Source organism: Promicromonospora sp. NPDC050262 (assembly GCF_040655935.1).
Classification (GTDB): domain Bacteria; phylum Actinomycetota; class Actinomycetes; order Actinomycetales; family Cellulomonadaceae; genus Promicromonospora.
In genome coordinates, this window is the sequence record NZ_JBFAKX010000009.1 from 1 (window position 1) to 24,541 (window position 24,541).

Genomic DNA, 24,541 nt, shown 5'->3' on the forward strand with positions numbered 1-24,541 from the left:
CACCACGTAGCGCACCGGGACGCCGATGTCGTTCAGCACCGGCGCCAGGGCGCTCTCGCGGGACAGCCTGCCGAGCTCGATGTTGCTCTCGGGCTCAGGTCCCCCGGGGGACCTGAGCGTCCGACACGTTCGGGCCGGTCAGCCCAGGGTCTTCACCCGGACGTCCCGGTAGTAGATCGTCTCCCCGCCCCCGTGGTTCTGGAGGCCCACGTACCCCTGGGCGAGGTCACGTGCGGGGTCGGTGCTGACGAAGTCGTTCACCAGCACGCCGTTGAGCAGCACCTTGATGGTCTGCCCGACGACCCGGATCTCGTAGGAGTTCCACGAGCCCACGGGCTTGAGCGCCCGCTCGACGGCCGCCGGGTCCGCACCCTGGAAGGTGTAGATCGCCCCGGTGGTGCGGTCGGGCTCGTCGCTCGCGTCGACCTGGATCTCGTAGCCCTGGTTGACGGCGACCCACGGGTCGTTGCCCGGGTTCGGGAAGCCGACGAAGATGCCACCGTTGTCGTCCTTCACGAGCTTCCAGTCCAGCTTGAGGCTGTACTCCTCCAGCTCCTGGCCCGTGTACCAGAGCAGTCCCATGCCCCCGGTGCTGCGGATCGAGCAGTCGGCCTGGCGGCCGAACGAGCCGGCACCGGCCAGGCGCCACCCGTCCAGGGAGTCCAGGGTGCCGTCGAACAGGGCCTGGTAGCCCCGCTCGTAGCGCTCCGGGGTGCAGATGTCCGCGGCGCCGGCCCCGACCTTGAGGGCGTCGAGGTTGACGTTGCCGTCGTCGTCCTCGTCGTAGCGCAGGGTGATCGTGTTGACGCCCTTCTTCAGCGGCAGGTCGCGTGTGGCCGTGGCCCACGTCTTCCAGTCGCCCGTGGACTCCAGCGCCCACGGCTCGACCTCCTGGCCGTTGACCAGCACCGACACCTCCTTGGTGCCCTGGAACGGGTTGGGGCCGTTCGAGTAGCGCAGGCTCACGGGCTGGGTGCCCGCGCGCTTGACGGTGGTGGTGAAGGTCGCGGACGCGCCGACCTGGCCGAAGCCGGCCGCGAAGCCGGAGCCGGAGTAACCGCTGTGCTCGGTCGCCACGTTCGCGCTGCCGCGCAGCGTCGCCTCCTCGGCCTCGTGGTAGCCCCGCTCGGCGGGCGTCTTGTAGCCGGGGATCGAGTTGAGCGTGTACCAGGCCTCGGTGTTCCACAGCTCGCGACCCTCGGCGTCCGCGAACGGGCGCGGGCTGCGCAGGTGCACCACGCGGCCGGGCTCGAGCCCGTCCACGGTGAGCGTGACCTTGGTGCGGTCGCGCGAGACCTTGGCACCCGCCACGAACAGCGGCCGCTCGTCGACCTTCGGCCCGCCGTAGGCGCGGGTGGGCACGTAGCGCCAGTGGTCCATGCGGAACGCCGCGTTCGGGTCCTCCGCGATCTTGGCCACCGTCTCCGCCGACAGCGGCTGGGTGTACTCGATCTCGAAGCCCTTCTTGGTCACCCGCATCTCGGTCATGTCGAAGGCGTCCTCGCCGTTCGGCGTGAGCTTCTGCAGGCCGTAGCGCAGCTTGCCCGGCTCGCTCCAGTTGCCGCCCTCGCCGATGCCGCCCACGTACAGGGCGCCGTCGGGCCCGACGACGGTGCGGTTGACGCCCGCCTCCAGACCCGCCGAGTGCCGGAAGACGGCGCCCTGGTACTCGCCGTCGACCTTCTCCAGGAAGCCGCGCTGCAGCCCGCCGTAGGTGACGTCGCCGAACACGAGCTGACCCGCGTACGGGCCCTCGGTGAGCTGCACCGGGGCGCTCGGCGAGTTGCCGATCTCGTTCTGCGGTACCCACAGCGCCGGGGCGGAGACGGGCTGGGCGTCGTACGGCCCGGACGGGTTGGTGAAGTGGTTGAAGAACTTGCCCTGCTCGACGTGCACCAGCTTGGAGCTGGGCAGCCAGGCGCCCTGGTTGTCCATCACGAACAGCTCACCGTCCGGACCCTTGACCATGCCGTTCGGCGTGCGCAGGCCGCCCGCCACGTACTCGACCTCACCGGTCTCGCGGTCCACCTTGATGGCGGTGCCGCGGTTCTCGGCGGGCTGCGGGTCCGTGGTGGCACCGCCGTTGTTGATGGCCACCGAGAGGTTCACGTAGAAGCTCTCGTCGTCGTACAGCAGGCCGAAGGCGAACTCGTGGAAGTTGCCGCCGAACGGCCACTCGGCCACGGTGCGGTGGTCGTCGTAGAAGCCGTCGCCGTCCGGGTCGGTGAGCTCGGTGAGCTTGTCCCGCTCCGAGACGTAGATCGACTCGCCGATCACGGCCACGCCCATCGGGTTGAACAGGTCGGTGGCGACCTTCTCGTACGTGACCTGGTCCCTCGAGGTCGCGCCGGTCACGTTGTCGAGCAGGAAGACCTCGCCCGGCTCCGGGTCCTCGACCCAGCCGCCGGGGCTCACGGAGCCGGAGGTGACCACCGCGAGGCGGTCGTCGTCGGTCCAGTCGAGCCCCGAGACCATGGGCTCGAAGCCCTCGGGACGCAGGTCGGTCAGCGTGTAGCCCGGGTACACGGAGTCGAGGCGCATGCCGTCGCCCGCCGAGTCGTCCTGGCCCTCGCAGTACTTGGTGCCGGGGGCCGTCACGCGCACGACGCCGGCCTCGGTGCTCAGCACGCTGGACGGCACGACGACGAAGTCGCTGGTGCCCGGCGTGCGCCACTCCAGCCTGAGGATGTTGTCGTTCGTGTTGTCGAAGTACTCCACGCGCAGGTCGTGGTACCCGGCGCCGAGCGCGACGGTGCCCTCCTTCGAGGACTCCCCGTGCAGGCCGTCGTGGTCGACGACGACGGCGTCGTCGATCACCAGGCGCGACCCGTCGTCGCTCGTGAGGCGGAACTCGTAGTTGCCCTCCGCCGGCACGTTCAGGTTGGCCAGCGCGTGCGCGATGAAGCGCTCGCCCATCCCGAAGTCGGCCTCGGTCGAGTAGTCGATGGTGGGCTTGAGCTGGTCGACGTTCGGCGTCTGGCCCGAGCGGAGCGTGCACAGCTCGCTGAGGTCGCGGGCCAGGTCGTAGGTCCTCAGGGTGACGCCCGGCTCCTGGGGCGGGAGGTCGTCGACCGCCGCCGTCGCGGCGGGGACCGTCCCCGCGAGCGTTACCGCTGTCAGTGCCACGGCAGTCGCGGCCGCGGCTGCCTGTCTCGTGCGGGTTCTGGTTCCACGTTGACGCATGAGTTCTCCTCGGTCGGCGTTGACCTTGCGGCTAGAACCTACGAGGACTTCTGTCGGGCGTCAAGCAAAAGTTGTCAGATGTTCAGCGTTACCGGGATGTCGCCTTCTCCCGGGTATGTGCACGGGCACGGGTAGGTGCACGACATGGGGGCGGGCGCGGCATGCAGGCGGGCGCGGCACGGGACGACGGGCGCGGGCATGGCTGCCGGCCTCCGCGCCGGCCGGGGCGTCGTCGACCCGGCCGGTGTGGAGGCCAGGAGGCCACCGACCTACAGCGCCTCCGGGCCGCCCTCCAGCAGGGCCTTGAACCCGTCCTCGTCCAGGGTCGGGATCTCCAGGGCCTCGGCCTTGGCCGCCTTGGAGCCGGCGTTCTCCCCCAGCACCACGTAGTCGGTCTTCTTCGAGACCGACCCGGAGGCCTTGCCACCCGCGGCGATGATGGCCTCCTTGGCGCCGTCGCGCGTGAAGTCCAGCAGCGAGCCGGTCACCACGACCGTGAGGCCCGCCAGCGGGCCCGTGGGCTCGGTGTCGGCCTCGGCCATCGCCGCCGGGCCCGGGTGGCCCGGGGTGGCGAGCTGGACCCCGGCCGCGCGCCAGGCCGCGAGGATCCCCTGGTGCCAGTCCACCGCGAGCCAGGCCTTGATCTCGGCGGCGATGACGGGGCCCACGCCCTCGACGGCCGCGAGCTCCTCCTCCGAGGCCGCCTCGATCGCGTCCACGGAACCGAACCAGCCCGCGAGGGCCCGGGCCGCGACCGGCCCGACGTGCCGGATGTTCAGCGAGACGAGCATGCGCCACAGGTCCTTGGTCTTGGCGCGCTCGAGCTCGTCGAGGAGCTTGGTGGCGTTCGCCGACGGCGCCCACTCCGGCAGGGTCTCGCCCGCCTCCTCGGCCGCGGCGCGCTGTGCCTTGCCGTAGGACAGGCGGCGGCGAAACGGCGCACGACGGCGCACCACGCCGTCGTCGTCCATCTTGGGCAGGCCCGTCTCGGCGTCCCGCACCACGGCCTCGATGGGCAGGAGCTGGTCGAGCGTGAGCGAGAACAGCTCGGCCTCGGTGACCAGCGGCGGCGTCTCGGGCACGTCGGGGTGGGTGAGCGCCGCGGCGGTCACCTCGCCGAGGGCCTCGATGTCGAGGCCGCCGCGTGACCCGATGTGCTCGACCCGTCCGCGCACCTGTGCGGGGCAGGACTCCGCGTTGGGGCAGCGCAGGTCGACGTCGGCCTCCTTCATGGGGCGCAGGGGCGTGCCGCACTCGGGGCAGTTCGCCGGCATGACGAAGTCCTCGCGCGGGTAGCCGTCGCCCGCCAGCGCCGTCACGGGCCCGAGGATCTCGGGGATGACGTCGCCGGCCTTGCGCAGCACCACGACGTCGCCGATGCGCACGCCCTTGGCCTTCACCACGTCCTGGTTGTGCAGCGTGGCCTGGCGCACCGTGGAACCGGCGACCTTGACCGGCTCCATCACGGCGTACGGGGTGGCGCGGCCGGTGCGGCCCACGCCGATCTGGATGGCGAGCAGCCGGGTGTTGACCTCCTCCGGCGGGTACTTGAAGGCGATCGCCCAGCGCGGCGCGCGGCTGGTCGAGCCCAGCTTGCGCTGCTGCTCCAGGGCGTCGACCTTGAGGACGATGCCGTCGAGCTCGTGCTCGATGTCGTGCCGGTGCTCGCGGAAGTACTCGATCATCTCGAGCGCGCCGTCCAGGCCGGGGATCACCCGGTTGTGCGGGGACACGGCGATGCCCCACCGGTCGAACAGCGTGTACGCGTCGGACTGCCGCTCCAGCTCCGTGTGCTCACCGGCCTGCCACTGCAGGGCGCCCACCCCGTGCGCGTACATGCGCAGGTTGCGGCTCGCGGTGACCGACGGGTCCTTCTGACGCAGCGAGCCGGCGGCCGTGTTGCGCGGGTTGGCGTACGGGTCCAGGCCCGCCGCGACGAGCTTCTCGTTGAGCACCGCGAAGTCGGCGGTGGCCATGAAGACCTCGCCGCGCACCTCGATGAGGTCCGGGTGGTCGGCCGGGTCGCCCGCGAGCTGCTGCGGGATCGATGCGATGGTGCGCACGTTCGCGGTGACGTCCTCGCCCGCGCGGCCGTCACCTCGGGTCACGCCGCGGATCAGCCGCCCCTTCTCGTACACCAGGGAGATGGCCAGCCCGTCGATCTTGACCTCGCACAGCAGGCCGGGGGTGTCCGTGCCGAGGTCACGGTGCACCTTGTCGGCCCACACCCCGAGCTCCTCGGTGCTGAAGGCGTTGTCGAGCGACAGCATGCGCTCGATGTGCTCCACGGTGGCGAACCCTGCCGTCGCGGCGCCGCCGACGCTCTGCGTGGGTGACTCCGGCGTCACCAGCGCGGGGTGCGCGGCCTCGAGGGCCTGCAGCTCGCGCATCCGCACGTCGTACTCGGCGTCCGACGACACGGGCGCGTCGTCCTCGAAGTATGCCCGCCGGTCCTCCTCGATCTGGGCGACCAGCTCCGCCCATCGGCGCTGCGCCGCCGCCTCGTCGCCTGCGTCGGCCGGTCCCGGGATGCCTGTCGTATCGCTCACGGACACAATCATGGCTTGAACCACTGACATCCGAGCGGTGACCCGTGGGCGCCTGCGCCGAAGAGGCTGCCGACCTGGCCATTCGCCAGGATCCGCCCCCTATCGCGCACGAGCGGGTCCCGCTACCATTCGAGCAAAATGCCGCAAATCTACTGAGAGCAGGGGTCCCTTGAAGATCGCCGTCGTCGGTGCCGGGTTCGCAGGTCTCGCCACCGCGAAAACCCTCCGCGAGTTCGACCACGAGGTCACCGTCTTCGAAAAGGCGCCGGACGTCGGCGGGGTGTGGAGCGCGACCCGCCGGTACTCCGGTCTCCGGACGCAGAACAACAAGGATTCGTACGCGTTCTCGGACCTGCCGATGCCGCGCGACTACCCGGAGTGGCCCACCGGCGAGCAGGTCCAGGCCTACCTGGAGCGGTACGTCGCGAAGTTCGAGCTGCGCCCCTACCTCCGGCTCGCGACCGAGGTCGTGCGCGCCGAGCTCACCGACGCCGAGGACGGCTGGATGGTGACGGCGCGCCGCATCGGCGCCCCCGTCTCGGCGCCCGAGCGGTTCGACCACCTGGTCGTGGCCAACGGCATCTTCTCCGACCCGGTCTTCCCGCAGTACGAGGGCTACGCCGACCTGGTCCGCGCCGGCGGCAAGCTCGTGGCGTCCAGCCAGCTCAACAACCTGGAGGACGCCCGCGGCAAGAACGTCGTGGTGGTCGGCTACGGCAAGTCGGCGTGCGACGTCGCCGCCGAGATCGGGGTGGTCGCCGAGTCCACCACCGTCGTCGCCCGGCGCCTGCTGTGGAAGATGCCCAAGCGCATCGCCAACTCCCTGAACATGAAGTACCTGCTGCTGTCCCGCCTCGGCGAGGCCCTGTTCAAGTACCAGGAGCTGGACAACGGCATGGAGCGGTTCCTGCACGGCCCCGGCGACAAGGTGCGCGCGAGCATGCTCTCCAGCATCGGGTCGGTCGCGACCTGGCAGTTCAAGCTCAAGAAGCTCGGGCTCGTGCCCAAGGGCGAGTTCGCCGACATCGCCAACAGCACCGTGTCGCTGTCCACGGACGGGTTCTACGAGCAGGTCGCGAGCGGCGCGATCAAGGTGCACCGCGACACCGAGATCCAGCGCTTCGAGGCGGACGGCGACCGGCCGGTCGCGGTCCTCAGCGACGGCTCCCGGATCCCCGCCGACCTCGTCGTCTGCGGCACGGGCTTCCACCAGCGCGTGCCGTTCCTGGACGACAGCGTGGCCGCCCGTCTGCTGGACGAGGACGGCAACTACAAGCTCTACCGCCAGATCCTGCCCGACGGCGTGCCGAACCTGACCTTCGCCGGCTACAACTCGTCGCTGTTCTCGCCCCTGTCCGCCGAGGCGGGCGCGATCTGGATCGCCGCGTACCTGGGCGGCGTCGTGAACCTGCCCCCGATCGAGGAGCGGCGCAAGCACGTCGCCGAGCGCGTGGCGTGGATGGAGCAGCGCACGGGCGGCAAGCACGCCCGCGGCACCAACGTCATCCCGTTCTCGATGCACCAGATCGACGAGACCCTGGACGAGGCCGGCGTGAACATCAGCCCGCGCGCCCAGGCGATCCAGTGGCTCCTGCCGATCGACCCGTCCGTCTACAAGAACGTGGTGCCGCGCCTGAAGGAGCGGATCCGCGCCCAGGCACCCAAGGACCGCGTCGGCTCGGACTCGTCCGTGAGCTGACGACCACCTCCACCCTCAGGCCGTCCTTCTGCGACACAGTCAGGACGCACCGCGGGCCCGGCCGGGAGATCCGGCCGGGCCCGAGGTGTGTCCGGCAGTGGTCAGGCGGCGTCGGACGCCCGGCCCGGCGCCGTCAGACGGTCAGCGGGGACGTGAACCGCACCGGCAGGCTGCGCGGGTAGCGCGACCACGGTGAGACCGACATCTTGATCGAGTCGTACGCCACCGTCAGCTCCATGTCGAGGATGCGGCGCAGCAGGGTGTCCACGGCGATCCGGCCGATGAGCGGGCCGATGCGGTGGGCCGGGCAGGAGTGCGCGCCCGCACCCCACGTGAGGTGGAACCGGCTGCCCAGCTCCTCCCACGGGTCGTCCGTGCGGATGGCCCGGTCGGCGTTCGCCGCCGCCACTGCGGGGACGAGGGCGTCGCCGAGCGCGATCCGGCGTCCGCCCAGCTCGCAGTCCTGCCGGGCGAACCGGGGCAGCACGTGCGGCGCCGGCGGATGACGCCGGGACACCTCGTCCAGCGCGTCGTCGAGGTCGAGCCGGCCGCGGCGCACGCGGGCCGCGAACGCCGGGTCGGTCAGGATCATGTGCAGGGTGCTCGCGATCCAGGCGATCTCGGCGTCGTGGCCCAGGCTGAACATCACGCCGATCGAGGCCATGACCTCGACGTCGTTCGCGTGGTTCGGGTGGTTCACCAGGGCCGTGGTGAGGTCCTCGCCGGGCTCGGCCCGGTGCGTCGCCACGAGCACCGCGAGCAGCGACTCCTGCTCCATCGCCGCGGCCCGCGCCTTCTCCTTGCCGGCGTAGAGGGCCTCGGTGAGCTCGTGCATCTTGTTCCCGTCGGACAGGCTCATGCCGAACATCTCGGTCATGACCATGACGGGGACCGCCACCGCGTAGTCCTTCACCAGGTCCGCCTCGCCGCGCGGCATGAGGCGGTCGATGATCGCCTCGCACGTCACCGCGACCGTACGGGCCAGGCGCTTCTCGTCGACGCCGCCGAGGGCGTCGTCGAGCGGGGCGCGCAGCCGGCGCTGCTGCATCCCGTCCAGGAAGTACGCGTTCTCGCGGGGGGCGAGCGCGGCGAACACGCCCGAGTCCGCGGGCAGGGAGCGCTCCTGGACGTACCGCCAGTTGCGCGAGTTGCGCGAGAACAGCAGCTCGTTGCGCATCACGCTGCTCGCCTCGTCGTACCCGAGGACGAGCCAGGCGGGCACACCCGGTTCCAGGTCCATGGGAGCCACCGGGCCCCATTCGTCCCGCAGCCGCTCGTAGAGCTTGTGCGGGTCGCGCGCGGTCGTGATGTCCGACAGCTGCATCCGGTCCGGAATGTCTTCCAGCCGCCGATGCAGTCTGTTGGCCAACGTCACGCGTTGACCTTCTGGAAGACCGGGAAGGTCATCGCGTGCTCGACCAGGGTGATGAGGGTCAGCACGGCCGACTGCCGGTCCCGCGCGTCGCACTCGACGATGGGCGTCTCCGGCAGCAGGTCCAGCGCCGCGCGGACCCGCTCCAGCGGGTAGTCCGGCGAGTCCGGGAACTGGTTGACGACCACCGCGAACGGGATCTTGGTGCGCAGCTCCAGCTGGTCCAGGACCTCGAAGCTGTCCTCGAGGTGCCGGGTGTCGATCATGACGAGGGCGCCGACGGCGCCGTCCGCCAGACCGGACCACAGGTCCCAGAAGCGGCGCTGGCCCGGGGTGCCGAACAGGTAGAGCGCGATGTCCTCGGTCACGGTGATGCGACCGAAGTCCATCGCGACCGTCGTCGTCTCCTTGTTCGGCTGCCCCGGGTCGATACCCACGCTCGCCGTCGTGATGCGTTCCTCGGTACGCAGCGGTTCGATCTCGCTGACCGCACCGATCAGCGTCGTCTTGCCCACCCCGAAGGCACCCACGACAAGGATCTTGACCGACCGTGCCACGGTCGGCGCAAGGTGCTGTCCGGGCACGGTGCGGTCAGAGCTTGCGGAGTCCATCGAGAATCTTCTCCAGGATGTCCTTGCCGGGCAGGACGTGCGCTTGATGGTTGGAACGAATCGTCAGGTTCCCCGCGTCGACCAGGTCGGAGACCATGACCGCCACGAGGCTCACCGGTAGCTGCAGGTACGCCGCCACCTCGGCCAGCGCGAGCGTGCCGTGGCACAGCTGCACCAGCTCACGCTCCAGCCGGCCCGCCGTCGAGAGCACAGGCCGGCTCTCGACGGCGCGCACGAGCGTCTCCGGTCGCAGCGTGTTGCGCGACGGGTGTGCACGTCCCGAGGTGAGCACGTACGAGCGCACCGGGTGATCGCGGTACTCCTCGGAGTCCATCCCCTCGCCCCCTGTTGGTCGATCAGGTATCGGTCGAGCTGGTGGTGCTTGGAACGACCGGGCCGCGGTGGGCCCGGGTACTGCTTTCCATGACGACGCCGGAGGCGGGATCAGCTGTTGATCCGCTCCGTGCCCAGCGTGCGCTCCCCGATCATGAGCACCTGGGCCTGCATCTGCTGGGCAATCAGCGCCGGGTCGATCACCGTGTCCGTGACGACCGCCAGGCGGGAGCCGTCGCCGGCCCCCCGGACGAACAGGAAGCCGCCGTCGTACTCCACCATCACCTGGCGAATGGTGTCGCTGTTCCCGAACTCCCTCGCCATCCCGATACCCAGCGCCGCCAGTCCGGCGCAAGCCGCCGAGACCTTGTCGGCCACGTCGAGCGGGGTCTGGTCGGTCCGAACCTTCATCAGCCCGTCGGAGGTGAGCACCACTACATGCTTGACCCCCCGTACACCACTGATGAGCTCGAGCATCCAGCTGTTGCCGTCGGTGCTCGTCATGCCGTCGGCCTGCGTAGTCATCGGTCCTCCGAAGTTCCGCCGGCACCAGCCGGCGGTTCGCTGCTGTCTGGTGAGTCCCCGAACCGCGCCTCGCTCGAGCTGAAGAAGGCGCCCATCCACTCACCGGCCTCCTCGGCCGTCTGGGCGGGACCGGCGTCCTCGGTACGAGGCTCCGGCCTGGGCTCGGCCCGGTCGGTGGGCACGTCAGCCTCTCCACGGCGTGACCGCCGCTGCGGGAGCGCAGCCGGCTCGGGGAACTCGTCATCCTCAGGGCGGGCTCGCCCAGGGCGTAGGGGAAGCTCACCGGGGGCCTTCACGTGAGCACCGGCCACGGGCGTCTCCTCCTCGTCCTCGACCACGTCGCCGGGCACGCTCAGCGGCTCGACGGGTAGCACGGTCGCGGCGTCGGGCGCCGCAGGGGCTGGCCACTCGTCGTCCTCGGCGGGCTTCGCCGTGGGCAGCTCGCGCGGGAGCGGTGCCTCCACGACGGCGGTGGCAGCTCGGCTCGACGCGAGCGCCGCGACGCCGGTGGACGGGACGTTGGCGCTCGGCAGCGTGGCGGCGGGCGTGAGCATGCCCGACGGCACCACGGCCTCGGTGAGCTCGGCCGGGATCATGACGATCGCGCGGAGGCCGCCGTAGACGGACTCGGTGACGTCCACCCGGAAGCCGTGACGGCGGGCGTAGGTGCCGACCACCGCGAGGCCCGTCTGCGGGATCTCGCCCAGCTCGGTGATGCTGATCTCGCGCTTGCCGGAGGCGATGTCGCGCGCCTGCTCGAGCTGCTTGAGGTCGAGGCCCACACCGCAGTCGTCGATCTCGACGACCGCGCCGCGCTGCACCTGGCGCAGGGCGACGAGCACCTGCGTGGTGGGCGGCGAGGACTGCGTGGCGTTGGACAGCAGCTCGGCCACGAGGTGGATGAGCGGTTCGACGATGCGCGCCGAGACGGCGACGCCGGGGTCGCCCGACACCTCGACCCGATGGAACGCGGTGATGCGGCTGGCAGCACCCTTGACAACGTCGGGCAGCGGGAGCGGCTCGCTCCACTGCTGGCCCGGCCACTCGCCGCACAGGGCCGCGAGGCTCTGGGCCTGGCGGGCCTGCTGGGCCGCCGCGTGGTCGACGCGCATGGAGGTCTGCAGGATGTCCGCGTCGGTGGGGTGGCGCTGCACCATGCGCGCCGCCTCCTCCTGGATGCGGTGCGCGGCGGCCTGGACCTTGCGGCTCAGTGCCACGACGGCGACCTGGACCGCGTCGCGGCGGGCGACCCGCTCCTCCTGGACGCGGGCGAGCATGCCGGCCGCCTCGTCCAGGCGCGCCTGGGCCCGGGCGTCGCCCGGGAGGTGCGGGAGCGGCGGAGCGGGCTCGCTGTCGAGGAACGCGGGCAGCTGCTCCTTCGCCAGGGCGTCGAGGGCCGCGGAGGCGGCGTCGGCGCGCTCCTCGGCCCGGCGGTACGCGAGGAGCAGGTCCTCGTGCGAGGCGAGGTCGTCACGGGAGGACCGCGCGGCGATCAGCGCGGCGGCCACGGCGAGCCCGACGGCAGCGATGCCGACGAGCCAGGCGGGCCACGTGGAGCTGGCGCCGGTGGCGGTGAACAGGACGGGTGCCACGAGGACGTAGGCGAGCACACCGGCGACGCACACCCAGGGCGCGACCTGGCGCAGCCTGCTGGGCGGAGGAGAAGAAGACATCGAGCTCACCGAGCCGATCCCCCTAGTAGTTGTGTCGTCAGAGTTCGGGTGGTCCGGACAGGGCGGATACCGCGACCTGGACCTCGAACTCGGCTGAAGGGGGCGAACAACCCCCTGGAGTGCAGTTTCTACCACAGGGCGTCCCACCCGTGGAAGGGCACGGCCGTGGTGCGAAGTGCGAAAATATGTGCCAGTGAGGAATGGGGAGAGCCCGTGGCCGGGTAGCCCCCCAAATCAGCAAAAAACGGGCGCGGAGGGTTCAGGCGGACGGCAAGGGGGCCCGACGTCGGCGGCGGCCGCGACCGGCCGCGTAGGGTGCTCACCATGAGCGCCGAGCCCACCCAGACCGCCCCCCGAACCGCTCTCCCGACGACCCCCCTCGACCCCGCGACCGACCCGTTCGCCTGGCTCGAGGACGTCGAGGGCGACACCGCCCTGGACTGGGTCCGCGAGCGCAACGCGCACAGCGCCGCCGTGCTCGGCGGCGACCTGTTCACGACGGTCGAGGGCGAGGTCCGCGAGGTCCTCGACTCGGACGACAAGATCCCACACGTCTCGAAGGTGGGCGAGCACTACTACAACTTCTGGCAGGACGCCGAGCACCAGCGCGGCCTGTGGCGCCGCACCACCCTCGACTCCTACCGCACCGACGACCCGGAGTGGGAGGTCGTGCTCGACCTCGACGCGCTCGGCGAGCAGGAGGGCGAGAGCTGGGTCTGGCACGGCGCGAGCGTCCTGCGGCCGACGCCGGAGCAGCTCGCGGCGGGCGAGCCCCGCCGGCACGCGCTCGTCGACCTGTCGCCCGGCGGCTCCGACTCGGACGTCACGCGCGAGTTCGACCTGGTCGACAAGCGGTTCGTGCCGCAGGACGAGGGCGGGTTCGTGCGCGACCAGGCCAAGGGCGGGCTGTCCTGGGTCGACGCGGACACGGTCTACGTGTTCACCGACTTCGGCGCCGGCACCATGACGCCGTCGGGCTACCCGCGGCAGGTGAAGCGGTGGCGGCGCGGCACCCCGCTGGCCGAGGCGACCCTCGTGTACGAGGGCACCGAGCAGGACATGTACATCAGCGCGTCCCGCTCGCACACGCCGGGCTTCGAGCGCGACCTGGTGCACCGCGCGCTGCGCTTCTACGCCAACGAGACGTACCTGGCCACCGGCGTCGGCACGGACGAGCAGACCCTCACGAAGATCGACGTCCCGGACTCGGCGAACGTGGGCCTGCACCGTGAGTGGATGCTGGTGCGGCTGCGCGACGACTGGACGCCGGGCGGCACGACGTACCGCGCCGGCTCCCTGCTCGCCGCGCCGTTCGACGCCTTCATGGCCGGGTCCCGCGACCTGACGGTCCTCTTCGAGCCGACGCCGACGACGTCGCTCGCCGGGACCACCTGGACGCGCCACCACCTCGTGGTCAACGTGCTCGACGACGTGAAGAACCTGCTGCACGTGCTGACGCCGCCCGAGGACCCGGCCGCCGGGACCGCCTGGGTGCGCTCCGACCTGCCCGTGGGCGGCGAGCTGCTCACGGTGGGCGTCGGCGCGGTGGACGTCGTCGACTCCGACGACGTCTGGGTGGTGACCACGGGCTACCTGACGCCGTCGACGCTGGGCCTGACCACCGTGGGCGCGGCGCAGGACGCGCCGGAGGTGCTGAAGTCCGCGCCGTCGTACTTCGAGGCGGCGGGCCTGGAGGTGCGCCAGGAGTTCACGGTGTCGGACGACGGCACGCGCGTCCCGTACTTCGTCGTCGGCCGGGCGGACCTCGTGTCCGGGCAGGCCGGTCCCGCGCCCACGCTGCTGTGGGGCTACGGCGGGTTCGAGCACGCGATCCTGCCGGGGTACTCGGGCACGATCGGGCGGGCGTGGCTGGACCGCGGCGGGGTGTACGCCGTGGCGAACATCCGCGGCGGCGGCGAGTACGGCCCGGCCTGGCACCAGGCGGCGTTGAAGGCCGACCGGCACCGGGCCTACGAGGACTTCGCGGCCGTGGCGCGCGACCTCGTCGCGCGGGGCGTCACCGTGCCGGGGCGACTGGGCATGGAGGGCCGCTCCAACGGCGGGCTGCTGGCGGGCAACATGCTCACGCAGTACCCGGAGCTGTTCGGCGCGATCATCGTGGGCGTCCCGCTGCTGGACATGAAGCGGTACTCGCACCTGCTGGCGGGCGCCTCCTGGATGGCCGAGTACGGCGACCCGGACACCGCCGACTGGGAGTTCGTGCGGACGTTCTCGCCCTACCACCTGTTCGACGCCGCGCGGGAGTACCCGCCGGTGCTGTTCACGACGTCGACCAAGGACGACCGGGTGCACCCGGGCCACGCCCGCAAGATGGCGGCGCTCATGCTGGCCGCGGGCAAGGACGTGACGTACTACGAGAACATCGAGGGCGGCCACGGCGGCGCGGCGAACAACGCGCAGGCGGCGTACATGGCGGCGACGCACTGGACGTTCCTGTGGAACCGCCTGGCCGGCTGACTCACCCGTCGGCCTTCGCCGAGTCAGCGTGGTGGTCGGTCCACCCCGCTGACTCGGCAGACCGGCCATGTCGAGTCAGCGGGGTGGTCCGGCTGGGTGTCGTCGTCGGTCGACCAGCGACTGACGCAGGGTGACATCAAGTGCCTCCTGGTCGAGCACGTCGGTCCACGAGAGGTCGACGATCCACCACCCGGCCTCCGTGAGCGACTGTGTTCGCGCCGACTGCTCCGTCCTGCGGGTATCCGGGTCGCCGAACTCCCCGCCGGAGAACTTCACCGCACCACTGAACTCGAAGCCGATCTTGAGATCGGTCCAGCCGGCGTCCACCCAGCAGACGCCGCGCCGCGTCGTGACAGGGATCTGTGTCGCCAACCCCTGGGGCCGGAGGCGCCGTGCCGCCTGGTGGACCAGCACCTCACCGGGCGAGGCGCACCCGGGGTCGACGGCCTCGACGACGGCTCGCGCCGTCACGATGCCCCGCGCTCCGCCCGACGTGCGGAGGATCTCGCCGACCACGGCCGGGTCGGCCCCGAGGCGGAACGCGGAGGTCACCAGCACGACCCCGCTGTCGAACCGCAGCAGGCGGGCGCAGTCCACGGCCGTCCGCTCCAGCGTGGTCACGGGTACCTGCCCGACGGCGGTCCGGTAGCGGCGATCCAGCCTGGACCAGTGCTTGCGCACGTCGTCGGCCTTCGCACGAGCGATATGAGGCTTGCCGGCGTAGGTGACGTGAACCGTGTCGGGGACGTCGAAGAGCCAGCACCCGTGCAGCAGCGCAGCCGTCGTGTGGCTGAAGCACAGGTTCGTGCCCGAGGCCCCGACCACCCCGCGCACCCGGCGCAGGGCCCTGGCCTCGCGGTCAGGGGCGGTCAGCCCGGTCGGGGCGTGCGGAAGCATGTAGACGCCGCGTCGGAGCCGCTCGATCCGCCCCGCCCGGGCGTCCTCGGCCAGCACCCTGCGCTCCTCGCGTCGGTAGAGGAGCGCGTCAGGAACCGCCGGGGCCTTCTCGCGATCCGCCGAGAACAACCGCGAGGTCGGATCGGTCCCGTCCCGCTGGGCTCGCTGCCAGTCGGCGATGCGCTCCAGGGCGCGGGTCAGGTCAGCAGAAAGCTTCACCGGCCCATCATCGCCAGCTTTCACCAGCAATGCTGATCATCGATCATCAACCTGTGGACAGTCACTCGACCACGTCGGCGAACAGGTCTACCCCACTACTGACTCGGCATCCGCGGGGTGCCGAGTCAGCGGGGTGGTCCGACCAACTGGCTGACTCGGCATCCGCGGGGTGTCGAGTCAGCGGGGTGGTCCGACCAACTGGCTGACTCGGCATCCGCGGGGTGTCGAGTCAGTCGGCCGGGGTCGACAGCCGGCGGTCAGGCCTCCGCCTTCTCCGCCAGGGCCTCCGCTACCCGGCCCAGGTTGGCCAGCTCCGTGCGGTGCGCGTCCGTCGAGCCGAGCTGACGACGCGGCGCGGCCAGCAGCGTGACGTCGGCGAGCTGCGCGGCGGGCAGCCCGATCCGGCGCCACGGCACCCCCACCACGTCGGCGAGCTCGCCGAGCGCCGGCCCTGCGCACTGCGAGACCTGCGCGGGCGGCAGCCCCGCCCACAGCCCGGTGCCGCGCTCCACGGCACGGGCGATCAGCTCCCAGGCCTTCTCGTTCCAGCCGCCCGGACCCACCTCGGCCAGGTCGAGCCCCAGCGCGTCCGCCCCGGCGAGCACCACGGGCGGCACCCCCACCCAGGTGCTGCCGAGGTGCACCACGGAGCGCGCGCCGGCGTCGCGCACGGCTGCGAGCACCGGCTCCAGCCCGCCGACGATCCCCGGGCCGTCCACCGCCCGCAGCCGGGAGAACCCGGAGAACGTGGGCAGCACGCCCGCATGCACCTGGCCGAGCAGCGGTTCCGCGACCTGCACGGTCACCTCGGCGCCGGGCACCTGGGCCACGACGTCGGCCACCAGCGCACGCACGCCGTCGGCGAGGGCGAGAGCCAGGTCGGCGCGGGCCCCGCTGTCCGCCAGGACGCGGTCCCCGCGGGCCGACCAGAGCTGGGCCGCCAGGGTCCACGGCCCCAGCACCTCGACCGTGAGCGCGCCCGTGTGGCCGTGCGCCGCGATCGCGAGCGCGCCGAGGTCCTCGCGCCAGAACGCCTCCGACCGCCGGGCGTCCGCGCCGGGGCGCTCCGTGAGCTTCCACCCGTGCGGGCCGAGCTCGACGGGCATCTCGGTCAGCAGCGCCGCCGTGCGCCCCAGGGAGTCCGCACCCGGTCCGCGCTGCGTCAGCTGCGTCAGGAACGGCACCGCGTCGACGCCCGTCGGGAGCTCCGCGAGCTCGCCCAGTGCCGTCTGCTGCGCCTCGAGCACATCGCGCTCGCCGCCGGGCCAGGGCCCGTGCCCGCTCACCGCAGTCATCGGCTCTCCTCGTTCAGGGGTGGTCCCCGCGTCGTCCGACGCCGGGCCGCGGCCGGGGGCGCGTCGCCGCGCCGCCGTCCCGCCGTGGTTCTGATTCTCCCGGACGAGGCGACGTGGGCGGTACCACCAGGGCGCGGCCCCCGGGCGGAGACCCGGCTGCTACCTCGCCGCGGCCGCGCGCCAGGCGCGCGAGACGGTCGCCTGACCCAGCACCCGCGAGCCGCGGTACACCACCACCGACTGCCCCGCCGCGACCCCGCGCAGCGGGGCGCCGGTCAGCTCGATCTCCAGCGCCGGGCCGGGCACGTCCGGCAGGTCCCCGGCCGCGCGCACCCGCGCCGGTACCGGCGCCCCGTGGGCGCGGACCTGCACCTCGGCGTCGAACCACCCGTCCGGCTCGTGCTCCAGCACGCCGTCGAACCACAGGGCCTTCTCCCCCGCGATGCGGTCCACGCTCAACAGCTCCGCCGGACCCACGACCACGGTGTTCGTCGCGGGCTGCACGTCCACGACGTACCGCGCCTTGCCGTCGGCCGCCGGACGGCCCAGCCCGAGACCCTTGCGCTGGCCCACCGTGAACGCGTAGGCGCCGTCGTGCTCGCCCACCACCTCGCCGTCGACGTCCACCACCTCGCCCGGGCGCGACCCCAAGCGGGACTGCAGGAAGCCGCGGGTGTCGCCGTCGGCCACGAAGCAGATGTCGTAGGAGTCGGGCTTGGCGGAGACCGACAGGCCGCGCCGGGCGGCCTCGGCCCGCACCTCGTCCTTGGACGCGAAGCCGCCGAGCGGGAACATGGCCCGCGCCAGCCGCTCGGGGCCGGCGACGGCCAGCACGTACGACTGGTCCTTGGCGTCGTTCGGCGAGCGGTGCAGCTCGCGCACGGTGCGCGGGCCGTGCGCGCCCGGGACCTCCTGGGTGACGATCTGCGCGTAGTGGCCCGTGGCGACGGCGTCGAACCCGAGGGCCGTCGCCTTGTCCAGGAGGGCCTCGAACTTGATGTGCTCGTTGCAGCGCACGCACGGGTTGGGGGTGCGGCCCGCCTCGTACTCCGAGAGGAAGTCGGCCACGACCGTGTCCTCGAACCGCTCGGACAGGTCCCACACGTAGTACGGGATGCCGAGCACGTCGGCGGCGCGACGGGCGTCGCCCGCGTCCTCGATGGAGCAGCAGCCGCGCGAGCCCGTGCGGAACTGGTCCCGGTTGCGGGACAGCGCCATGTGCACGCCCACGACGTCGTGCCCCGCCTCGACGGCGAGCGCGGCAGCGACCGCGGAGTCCACGCCGCCCGACATGGCGGCCAGCACCCTCACGACGCGCCGCCCAGCGCGCGGCCCGACACCAGGCCCGCGGCCTGCGCCCGGGCGACGACCTGCGGCAGCGCGGTCACGAGCCGGTCGACGTCGGCCTCGGTGGACGTCGCCCCGAGCGTGAAGCGCAGCGCGCCGCGGGCCTCGGCCTCGGGCACGCCCATCGCGAGCAGCACGTGGGACGGCTGCGGCACGCCCGCCTGGCAGGCCGAGCCGGTGGACGCCTGCACGCCCGCGGAGTCCAGCAGGTAGAGCAGCGAGTCGCCCTCCGCGCCGGGGAACGTGAAGTGCGCGTTCCCGGGCAGCCGGTCGCCCGACGCCGGTTCCGGGCCGCGCAGCACCGCGGACGGCGCGGCGACGCTCACCCGGGCGACGAGCGCGTCCCGCAGCGCGCGCAGGCGCGCGGCACGCTGGGGCAGGCACTCGACGGCGTGGCGCGCGGCGACGCCGAAGGCCGCGATCGAGGCGGCGTCGAGCGTGCCGGAGCGCACGCCGCGCTCCTGGCCGCCGCCGTGCAGCACGGCGTCGAGCGCGAGGTCACGCCGCGCCAGCAGGGCGCCCACGCCGACGGGGCCGCCCAGCTTGTGGGCCGAGACCGTCATGGCGTCCACGCCGGACTCCGCGAAGTCCACCTCCGTCTGGCCGACCGCCTGTACCGCGTCGGTGTGCACCGGGATGCCGTAGGGGCGCGCGGCGCGCACCACGTCGCGGACCGGCTGGAGCGTGCCCACCTCGTTGTTGGCCCACATGACGCTGATCAGCGCCGTCTCGGCGGCGTGGGCGGCGAGCTCGGCGCGCAGGGCGTCGAGGTCGAGCCGGCCCTCGGCGTCGACGGGCAGCAGCACGATCTCCGCGCCCGCGTGGCCCGCGAGCCAGAACGCGGGGTCGAGCACGGCGTGGTGCTCGACGGCGGAGACCAGCACGCGGGTGCGGCGCGTGTCCTGCGCCCGGCGCCCCCAGAAGATGCCCTTGATCGCCAGGTTGTCCGACTCGGTGCCGCCCGACGTGAAGATGACCTCGCTGGGCCGCGCGCCCAGGGCCTTCGCCAGCGTCTCCCGCGCCTCCTCGACCGCGCGCCGGGACGTGCGGCCCGCCGAGTGCAGCGACGACGCGTTGCCCGTGCGCTGCGCCTCGGCGACGTACGCCGCGAGCGCCGCGGCCGACATCGGCGTGGTCGCGGCATGGTCGAGGTACGCCGCGTCGGGCTCGCGGGTGGGCTCACCGTGGGCGCCGCTCGCCGTCAGGGGCGTGCGCACCGGGCCAGGGGGCGGAGTGGTCACGATCATCAAGTCTACGAACGCATCCGGGCCGGGAACGCTTCCCGGGGTGTGAGCCGCGCGATGCTCACGCCGGGTCTGCTCCCCGCGGGACCGGGCTCACGCGGGTCCCACGCCGGCCTCATTCCCTGGGGAACACGTGCGAGAGGTCCGTCTCCCAGCGCTCCAGGGCACCGGCGGGGAGCTGCCAGACGTACTCGTTCTTGAGCTTGCCGCTGTCCGTGGCGAACGGTCCGGCGCGGTGGGCGTAGAACGCGATGGTGGGCAGCGTGCCCTCCGGGGCGGTGCGGACGCCGTTGTGGAAGTCCCCGTTGCGGCGCCGCAGCTCGTCGACGACGAAGACCCGCAGCCGGTCCTGGTCCAGGGCGGCCGCCTCGGTCGCGCTCGCGGTGAGCTGGAGCGCGATGTGGAGCTGCCGGTCGCCGCGGGCGTCCTCGTAGCTGATCAGGCGGTGGTTCTCGACCGCCTCCAGGAGCTCGGGGTCGCTGTGCACCACGTCGCGCAGCGCGTCCGGCCCGATCACGGCGCCGTTGTAGTCGACGGACAGGTCGGAGCGCCCGTAGTGGAACAGCAGCGGCAGGTCCAGGAACTTCTCGGCCACGACCTCGTGGTGGCCGAGCTCCTTGAGCACCGGCAGCACGTCGCGCACGCGCATGACGTGGCCGCGGTCGTGGATGTTGTACCGGACGCGGGGGTTGATGTTGCGGTCGCGCGCGATGGTGACGACGAGCTCGCCGTCGTCGTTGGTCTCCAGGAGGTAGTCGAACGGGTTGAACTGGAAGATCATCGGGAGCACGCCGTACTCGCCGGTCCTGGTCAGCCGCGCGGACAGGCGGGGGTCCGCGCTGATGGCGCGGCGCAGGGCGACGGTGAAGTCGGTCTCGATGCTGAGGTTGATCTCCAGGTCGCTCGCCCCGTAGGAGCCGAAGACGCTGTGGGCGTACCTCAGGATGTGCGAGCGCATGTTCTCGCTGATGCCCTCGCCGCCGAACGCGGCCACGATGTCGTACTCGGCCCAGTCCAGCCGGTCGTCCTCGAACAGGGACTTCAGGAACGGCGGGTAGCTGGTGATGATGTAGGTGTAGTCGGTCCCGAACTCCTGCATCGTGGCGATGATCTTGTCCTTGTCGGGGCCGCAGGACTTGATCATCGTGACCTCGGTGAGCGAGGCCGTGACGTTCATGCCCGTGGCCCAGGCCCCGAGCGAGAACGCGTTCAGCACGAACGGCTTCTTGCGCAGGGTCGACGCCGTCCGCGCGAAGCCGACCTGGAGGAGCTGGCGGGTGGCCGCGCGCTCCTCGCTGCCGCGCACCCAGCTCGTGGGCGTCCCGGAGCTCCCGGACGACTCGTCGACGACGACGCCGCGGCGGCGCGGCAGCGCTCCCCCGATGCACCGCTCGGGGATGCTCCACCGCTTGACGTAGGACTCCTTGTCCATCTCCGGGATGCCCCGGAACGTCTCGGCCAGCGAGCCCGTGAAGCGCAGGCGGCCGTCGCGGCCGTGCTCCGCGAGGAACGCGCGGTAGGCGGGCACCTGCCGCGCCGCCAGGTCGAACGTGCGCCAGGCGCGCAGCCGGCCGAGCCACCAGCGCAGCGGCTCGATGCCGGGCCCGAGCAGCAGCTTGTGCGTGTGCACGCTGTAGGTGAGCGGGCGCACGACGGCGTCCACCAGGCCGACGAGCGAGAACGCGAGCAGGCGCCTCATGCGGTGGCTCCGATCAGCATCGAGGTGGCCGGACGGCGGTGCGCCACCGGCGGGGTCTTGCTGTAGCCGAACCGGAACAGCATCCAGGCCATCCGGTCGCCGCTCTCGTCGGCGGCCACCTCCCGCGCGAAGGCCTCGTGCGAGCCGGGGTTGGTGATCACCGTGCCGAACGGGTGGAGCCGCACGCCGTGCGCGATGAGCTCCAGCCAGAGGCGCATGAAGGTGCGGCCCGCCTCGATGTGGTCGGCCGGCCGCGCGAACGGGCCCTCCAGCCAGCCGAGCTGCCGCACCCCGCGCATGGTGTTCAGGTACATCGCGCGGATCGCCCCGCCGACGACCGGTGCGTCCCACAGGCCGCGGTGGCCCATGGCGAACCGCAGCAGGCCGCCGGGCATGAGCATGGCCTCGGCGCTCAGGCCGTCGGCCCGGTCGCGGGCGTCGTCCTTGCTGAAGCGCAGCCAGGTCATGATCTCCTCGTAGACGGCGTCGTTGCGCAGGTCGGAGAACAGCGTGGCCTGGTTGATGTGCACCAGCCGCCGCACGACGGCGCGGTCGGCGGTCGTGCGGAACGTGTGGCCGGCGGCGCTCGCCACCTCGGTCGCGGCAGCCACGACGTCGTCGGGCACCAGCCGGGCGTCGTACGGGCGGCGCGACGTCTGGCGGGACCGGAACAGCTCGAGCCGGGCGCGGGCGTCGTCCGACACGGGGCGCGGGACCAGCCGCACCGTGCCCAGGTGGTGCAGGCGGTCGGTGCCGCCGAAGTCCATCTCGCCGTGGTCGAGGGTCTCCTCGACCCCGTACCCGAGCCCCTCGGCCACCGTGCGGAGCGACTCCAGGAACACGCCGGCGCAGACGTGCCCGAAGGGGATGCCGAACGACTCGGCGGGCAGCCCGAGGTCGAGGTCGTAGTAGAGCTCGGCGGTGGCCTCGTCGACGGGCCGTAGCTTGATGGGCTGCGAGTTGTGCGGGGACGGGTAGTGGCGGGCGTCCTGGACGATGCTCAGCCACGGCTCGGTGTGCGACACGACCGCAACCTAGCGCGAGCAGGGGACATACCGACCGGCAAGATGTCGAACCGTTATGCGCCCCCGACCGCTGAGTGCGGGATATTCGCCCTTTCCGACGGTCCGGAAGGGCAAACATCCCGCACTCAGCGGTCGTGGTCAGCGGATGGTCAGCGGATGGTCAGTGGCGGTCGCGGTAGACCTGGACCACCGTGGGGCGCGGGCCGCGGAAGTCGCCGGCCTCCGGGGTGGCGCCCGCGGCGACGTAGTCCGGGAAGAACGAGTCCGGCGCCTCGAAGCTGCCGTTCTCGCCCGGGTGCTGCACGTTCACGTAGACCATGCCGTCGCGGGAGTCGACCAGCGGCCCGCAGGTCTCCGCGCCCGCGGGCACCGAGAGGAACTGCTGGACGTGTCCGCGCTCGCGACCGGCGACCGGCACCTTGAACAGGCCGTCGCACTTCGCGATCGCCGACGAGCTGGGCTGCCCGTCCGTCGAGATCCAGAGGTTGCCCTCGGCGTCGAACGCCAGGTTGTCGGGGCACGAGATGGGCGAGACCCGGTCCTTCGGGTAGCCCGAGAAGTACGTGCCCTCGACGGCGGGGTCGCCGGCCACGAGCAGCAGGTTCCAGGTGAACCGGGTCGAGGTCTGGTCGCCCGACGGGATGATCTCGACCACGTGGCCGTCGCGGTTGCCGTTGGTGGTCACACCGTTGACGACCTTGCGGTCGCGCGGGTTGGCCTCGGTGGCACCCTCGGTCGCGTTGCCCGGGGTGCGGCCCGAGTTGTTGGTGCAGGCCACGTAGATGCGGCCCGTGACCGGGCTGATCTCGACGTCCTCCGGGCGGTCCATCTTGGTGGCGCCCACCTTGTCGGCGGCCAGGCGCGTGTAGATCAGCACCTCCTCGACCGACATGCCCGGAACCTTGCTGCGGCCGTCCTGGACGAGCGGGAGCCACTCGCCGGTGCCGTCGAACGCGCCGTCGGCCGGGACCGCGCCCGAGCCGTCGATCTGGGCGGCCGGCGAGTCGCCGGTGAACTTGGCGACGAACAGGTCGCCCTCCGACAGGAGCGTCTTGTTGTGGGTGCGCGCCCAGCGGGAGTCGCCCTTGGCCACGCGCTCCTTGGAGACGAACTTGTAGACGTAGTCGAACGCCTGGTCGTCGCCCATGTACGCGACGGCGTGGCCCTTGCGGGACAGCGTGACGTTGGCGCCCTCGTGCTTGAACCGGCCCATCGCGGTGTGCTTGACGGGCTTGGCGGTCGGGTCGTACGGGTCGAGCTCGACGATCCAGCCGAAGCGGTTGGACTCGTTCTCGTAGCCCGCGGACTGCGCGAAGCGCGGCTCGTCGGCCTCCCAGCCGTAGCTGGTGGAGGCACCGATGCCGTAGCGGGCGTCGGCGGTCGGGTTGACCCCCGCGGCCACGAAGTAGCCGTTGAAGTTCTCCTCGCCCGACAGGACGGTGCCCCACGGCGTGGTGCCGCCGGCGCAGTTGTTCATGGTGCCCAGCACGCGCCGGCCCGTGCGGTCCGCGGCGGTCTTGAGCAGGTCCGAGCCGGCGGCCGGGCCGTCGAGCACGAACTCGGTGTCCAGGTGGATGCGGCGGTTGAGCACGCTGATGCGCTGGTAGTCCCACGGCTTGCCCGTGCCGCGGCGGCGCACCTCGACGACGGCCATGCCGTGCGCCGCCCGCTCGATCGCGCGCGAGTAGGCGTTCTTGGTGCGGCTCCCGTCCGCGGCGATGTCCCAGTACTTCTCGGTGGGCGGGAACATGATCTCGGGGTTGGTGTACTCCAGGTTGGAGACCAGGATCCCGCGCGTCCCGCGGTGCTTCTCGCCGGGACGGATCGGCAGGATGTCGAGGTAGTCGCAGTTGTAGCCGAACTGCTTGGCCTGCTGCTCCGGCGACTGGTTGTTCGGGTCGAACGTGCGGCCGCCCGGCAGGATCGGGTCGCCCCAGCGGATGATCGGGTCCCAGGTGTAGCCCTGGGGAACCACCAACGCGTCGACGTCGACGGGCTGTGGGTCGATGGCGCCGAAGGAGAGACCCTGGCTGTGTCCGGCTCCGGGGAACCGGCCCTCGGGCAGCGTGGCGGCGGCAGCCGACGGCGCGGCCGCGCCCTGCGCGCCGATCACCACGGCGCCGGCGGCGGCGGCCAGCGTGCCGAGCATCGCGCGGCGCGACAGCACCGAGCTCACGACGTCCTTGAAGTACTCGTTGGCGCTCTCGTTCGGAGCGGGGTGAAGGCACGCGTCATTGCACTTGAGGCGACAGGTGACGGGGCTGCGCTTGCCACGCGCATGCGTGTGCACCGTCAGCAGCGGGCGGTTCTCAGGGGCGATCGTCATCGGAGGCTCTCCGGTCCGAAAAGGGGGGTAGGACGTCGTCAACCTAGGAGCAGGCGATGTCTGCGC

The 24,541-nt window shown here is 72.1% G+C and carries 16 protein-coding genes; 2 read left to right on the plus strand and 14 right to left on the minus strand.

Going from position 1 to position 24,541, the window contains the following annotated elements; all coding sequences use genetic code 11:
- Positions 1-138 precede the first annotated feature (138 nt).
- Entirely contained in the window at positions 139-3,126 is a 2,988-nt protein-coding gene (locus AB0I29_RS14980) for a family 16 glycoside hydrolase (RefSeq protein ID WP_357482594.1), read from the minus strand.
- A gap of 326 nt (positions 3,127-3,452) precedes the next feature.
- Positions 3,453-5,744 carry an NAD-dependent DNA ligase LigA gene (ligA, locus tag AB0I29_RS14985; protein WP_357482597.1) on the minus strand — a complete coding sequence of 764 codons (2,292 nt, stop codon included), beginning with the start codon at positions 5,742-5,744 and terminating at the stop codon, positions 3,453-3,455.
- 157 nt (positions 5,745-5,901) lie between these two features.
- Here ligA and AB0I29_RS14990 point away from each other — a divergent pair, with 157 nt between their 5' ends.
- Positions 5,902-7,431, plus strand: a complete 1,530-nt coding sequence (locus tag AB0I29_RS14990) for an NAD(P)/FAD-dependent oxidoreductase (protein ID WP_357482600.1) — start codon at positions 5,902-5,904, stop codon at positions 7,429-7,431.
- A 133-nt stretch (positions 7,432-7,564) separates the two neighbouring features.
- Here the strand turns inward: AB0I29_RS14990 and AB0I29_RS14995 are convergent, their stop codons facing one another.
- The 5 genes from AB0I29_RS14995 to AB0I29_RS15015 form a co-directional block, all read right to left on the minus strand.
- Positions 7,565-8,755, minus strand: coding sequence for a cytochrome P450 (locus AB0I29_RS14995; RefSeq protein WP_285107740.1), 1,191 nt, complete (start codon positions 8,753-8,755; stop codon positions 7,565-7,567).
- Positions 8,756-8,802: 47 nt separating this feature from the next.
- Positions 8,803-9,414 (minus strand): ATP/GTP-binding protein, encoded by a 612-nt coding sequence (locus AB0I29_RS15000; RefSeq protein WP_350224608.1) that lies wholly within the window; start codon positions 9,412-9,414, stop codon positions 8,803-8,805.
- Positions 9,395-9,748: a DUF742 domain-containing protein gene (locus AB0I29_RS15005; RefSeq protein ID WP_285107739.1), complete on the minus strand. Its 354-nt coding sequence runs from the start codon at positions 9,746-9,748 to the stop codon at positions 9,395-9,397. Before AB0I29_RS15005 ends, AB0I29_RS15000 begins: the two co-directional genes overlap by 20 nt.
- A gap of 110 nt (positions 9,749-9,858) precedes the next feature.
- The gene (locus tag AB0I29_RS15010) at positions 9,859-10,272 is read right to left on the minus strand and encodes a roadblock/LC7 domain-containing protein (protein WP_285107737.1); all 414 of its coding nucleotides are present in this window, start codon (positions 10,270-10,272) and stop codon (positions 9,859-9,861) included.
- Positions 10,269-11,945 carry an ATP-binding protein gene (locus AB0I29_RS15015; protein WP_285107735.1) on the minus strand — a complete coding sequence of 559 codons (1,677 nt, stop codon included), beginning with the start codon at positions 11,943-11,945 and terminating at the stop codon, positions 10,269-10,271. The genes AB0I29_RS15010 and AB0I29_RS15015 overlap by 4 nt, the downstream gene beginning before the upstream one ends.
- A gap of 324 nt (positions 11,946-12,269) precedes the next feature.
- Here AB0I29_RS15015 and AB0I29_RS15020 point away from each other — a divergent pair, with 324 nt between their 5' ends.
- Positions 12,270-14,423, plus strand: coding sequence for a prolyl oligopeptidase family serine peptidase (locus AB0I29_RS15020; RefSeq protein WP_357482607.1), 2,154 nt, complete (start codon positions 12,270-12,272; stop codon positions 14,421-14,423).
- A gap of 75 nt (positions 14,424-14,498) precedes the next feature.
- On the opposite strand, the gene AB0I29_RS15025 is transcribed toward AB0I29_RS15020, so the two are convergent.
- The 7 genes from AB0I29_RS15025 to AB0I29_RS15055 form a co-directional block, all read right to left on the minus strand.
- The gene (locus tag AB0I29_RS15025; protein WP_357482610.1) at positions 14,499-15,539 is read right to left on the minus strand and encodes a hypothetical protein; all 1,041 of its coding nucleotides are present in this window, start codon (positions 15,537-15,539) and stop codon (positions 14,499-14,501) included.
- 257 nt (positions 15,540-15,796) lie between these two features.
- Positions 15,797-16,834 carry a hypothetical protein gene (locus AB0I29_RS15030; RefSeq protein ID WP_357482613.1) on the minus strand — a complete coding sequence of 346 codons (1,038 nt, stop codon included), beginning with the start codon at positions 16,832-16,834 and terminating at the stop codon, positions 15,797-15,799.
- Positions 16,835-16,993: 159 nt separating this feature from the next.
- Positions 16,994-18,145: a tRNA 2-thiouridine(34) synthase MnmA gene (gene mnmA, locus AB0I29_RS15035; RefSeq protein ID WP_357482616.1), complete on the minus strand. Its 1,152-nt coding sequence runs from the start codon at positions 18,143-18,145 to the stop codon at positions 16,994-16,996.
- On the minus strand, positions 18,142-19,428 hold the full coding sequence (locus AB0I29_RS15040; protein WP_285107728.1) for a cysteine desulfurase family protein: 1,287 nt from the start codon (positions 19,426-19,428) through the stop codon (positions 18,142-18,144). Before AB0I29_RS15040 ends, mnmA begins: the two co-directional genes overlap by 4 nt.
- A gap of 112 nt (positions 19,429-19,540) precedes the next feature.
- Complete coding sequence (locus tag AB0I29_RS15045) at positions 19,541-21,124, minus strand: CoF synthetase (RefSeq protein ID WP_357482620.1); 1,584 nt, start codon at positions 21,122-21,124, stop codon at positions 19,541-19,543.
- Positions 21,121-22,149, minus strand: coding sequence for a hypothetical protein (locus tag AB0I29_RS15050; RefSeq protein ID WP_357482623.1), 1,029 nt, complete (start codon positions 22,147-22,149; stop codon positions 21,121-21,123). Before AB0I29_RS15050 ends, AB0I29_RS15045 begins: the two co-directional genes overlap by 4 nt.
- A 160-nt stretch (positions 22,150-22,309) precedes the next feature.
- Positions 22,310-24,475: a PhoX family phosphatase gene (locus AB0I29_RS15055; RefSeq protein ID WP_357482626.1), complete on the minus strand. Its 2,166-nt coding sequence runs from the start codon at positions 24,473-24,475 to the stop codon at positions 22,310-22,312.
- Positions 24,476-24,541 lie beyond the last annotated feature (66 nt).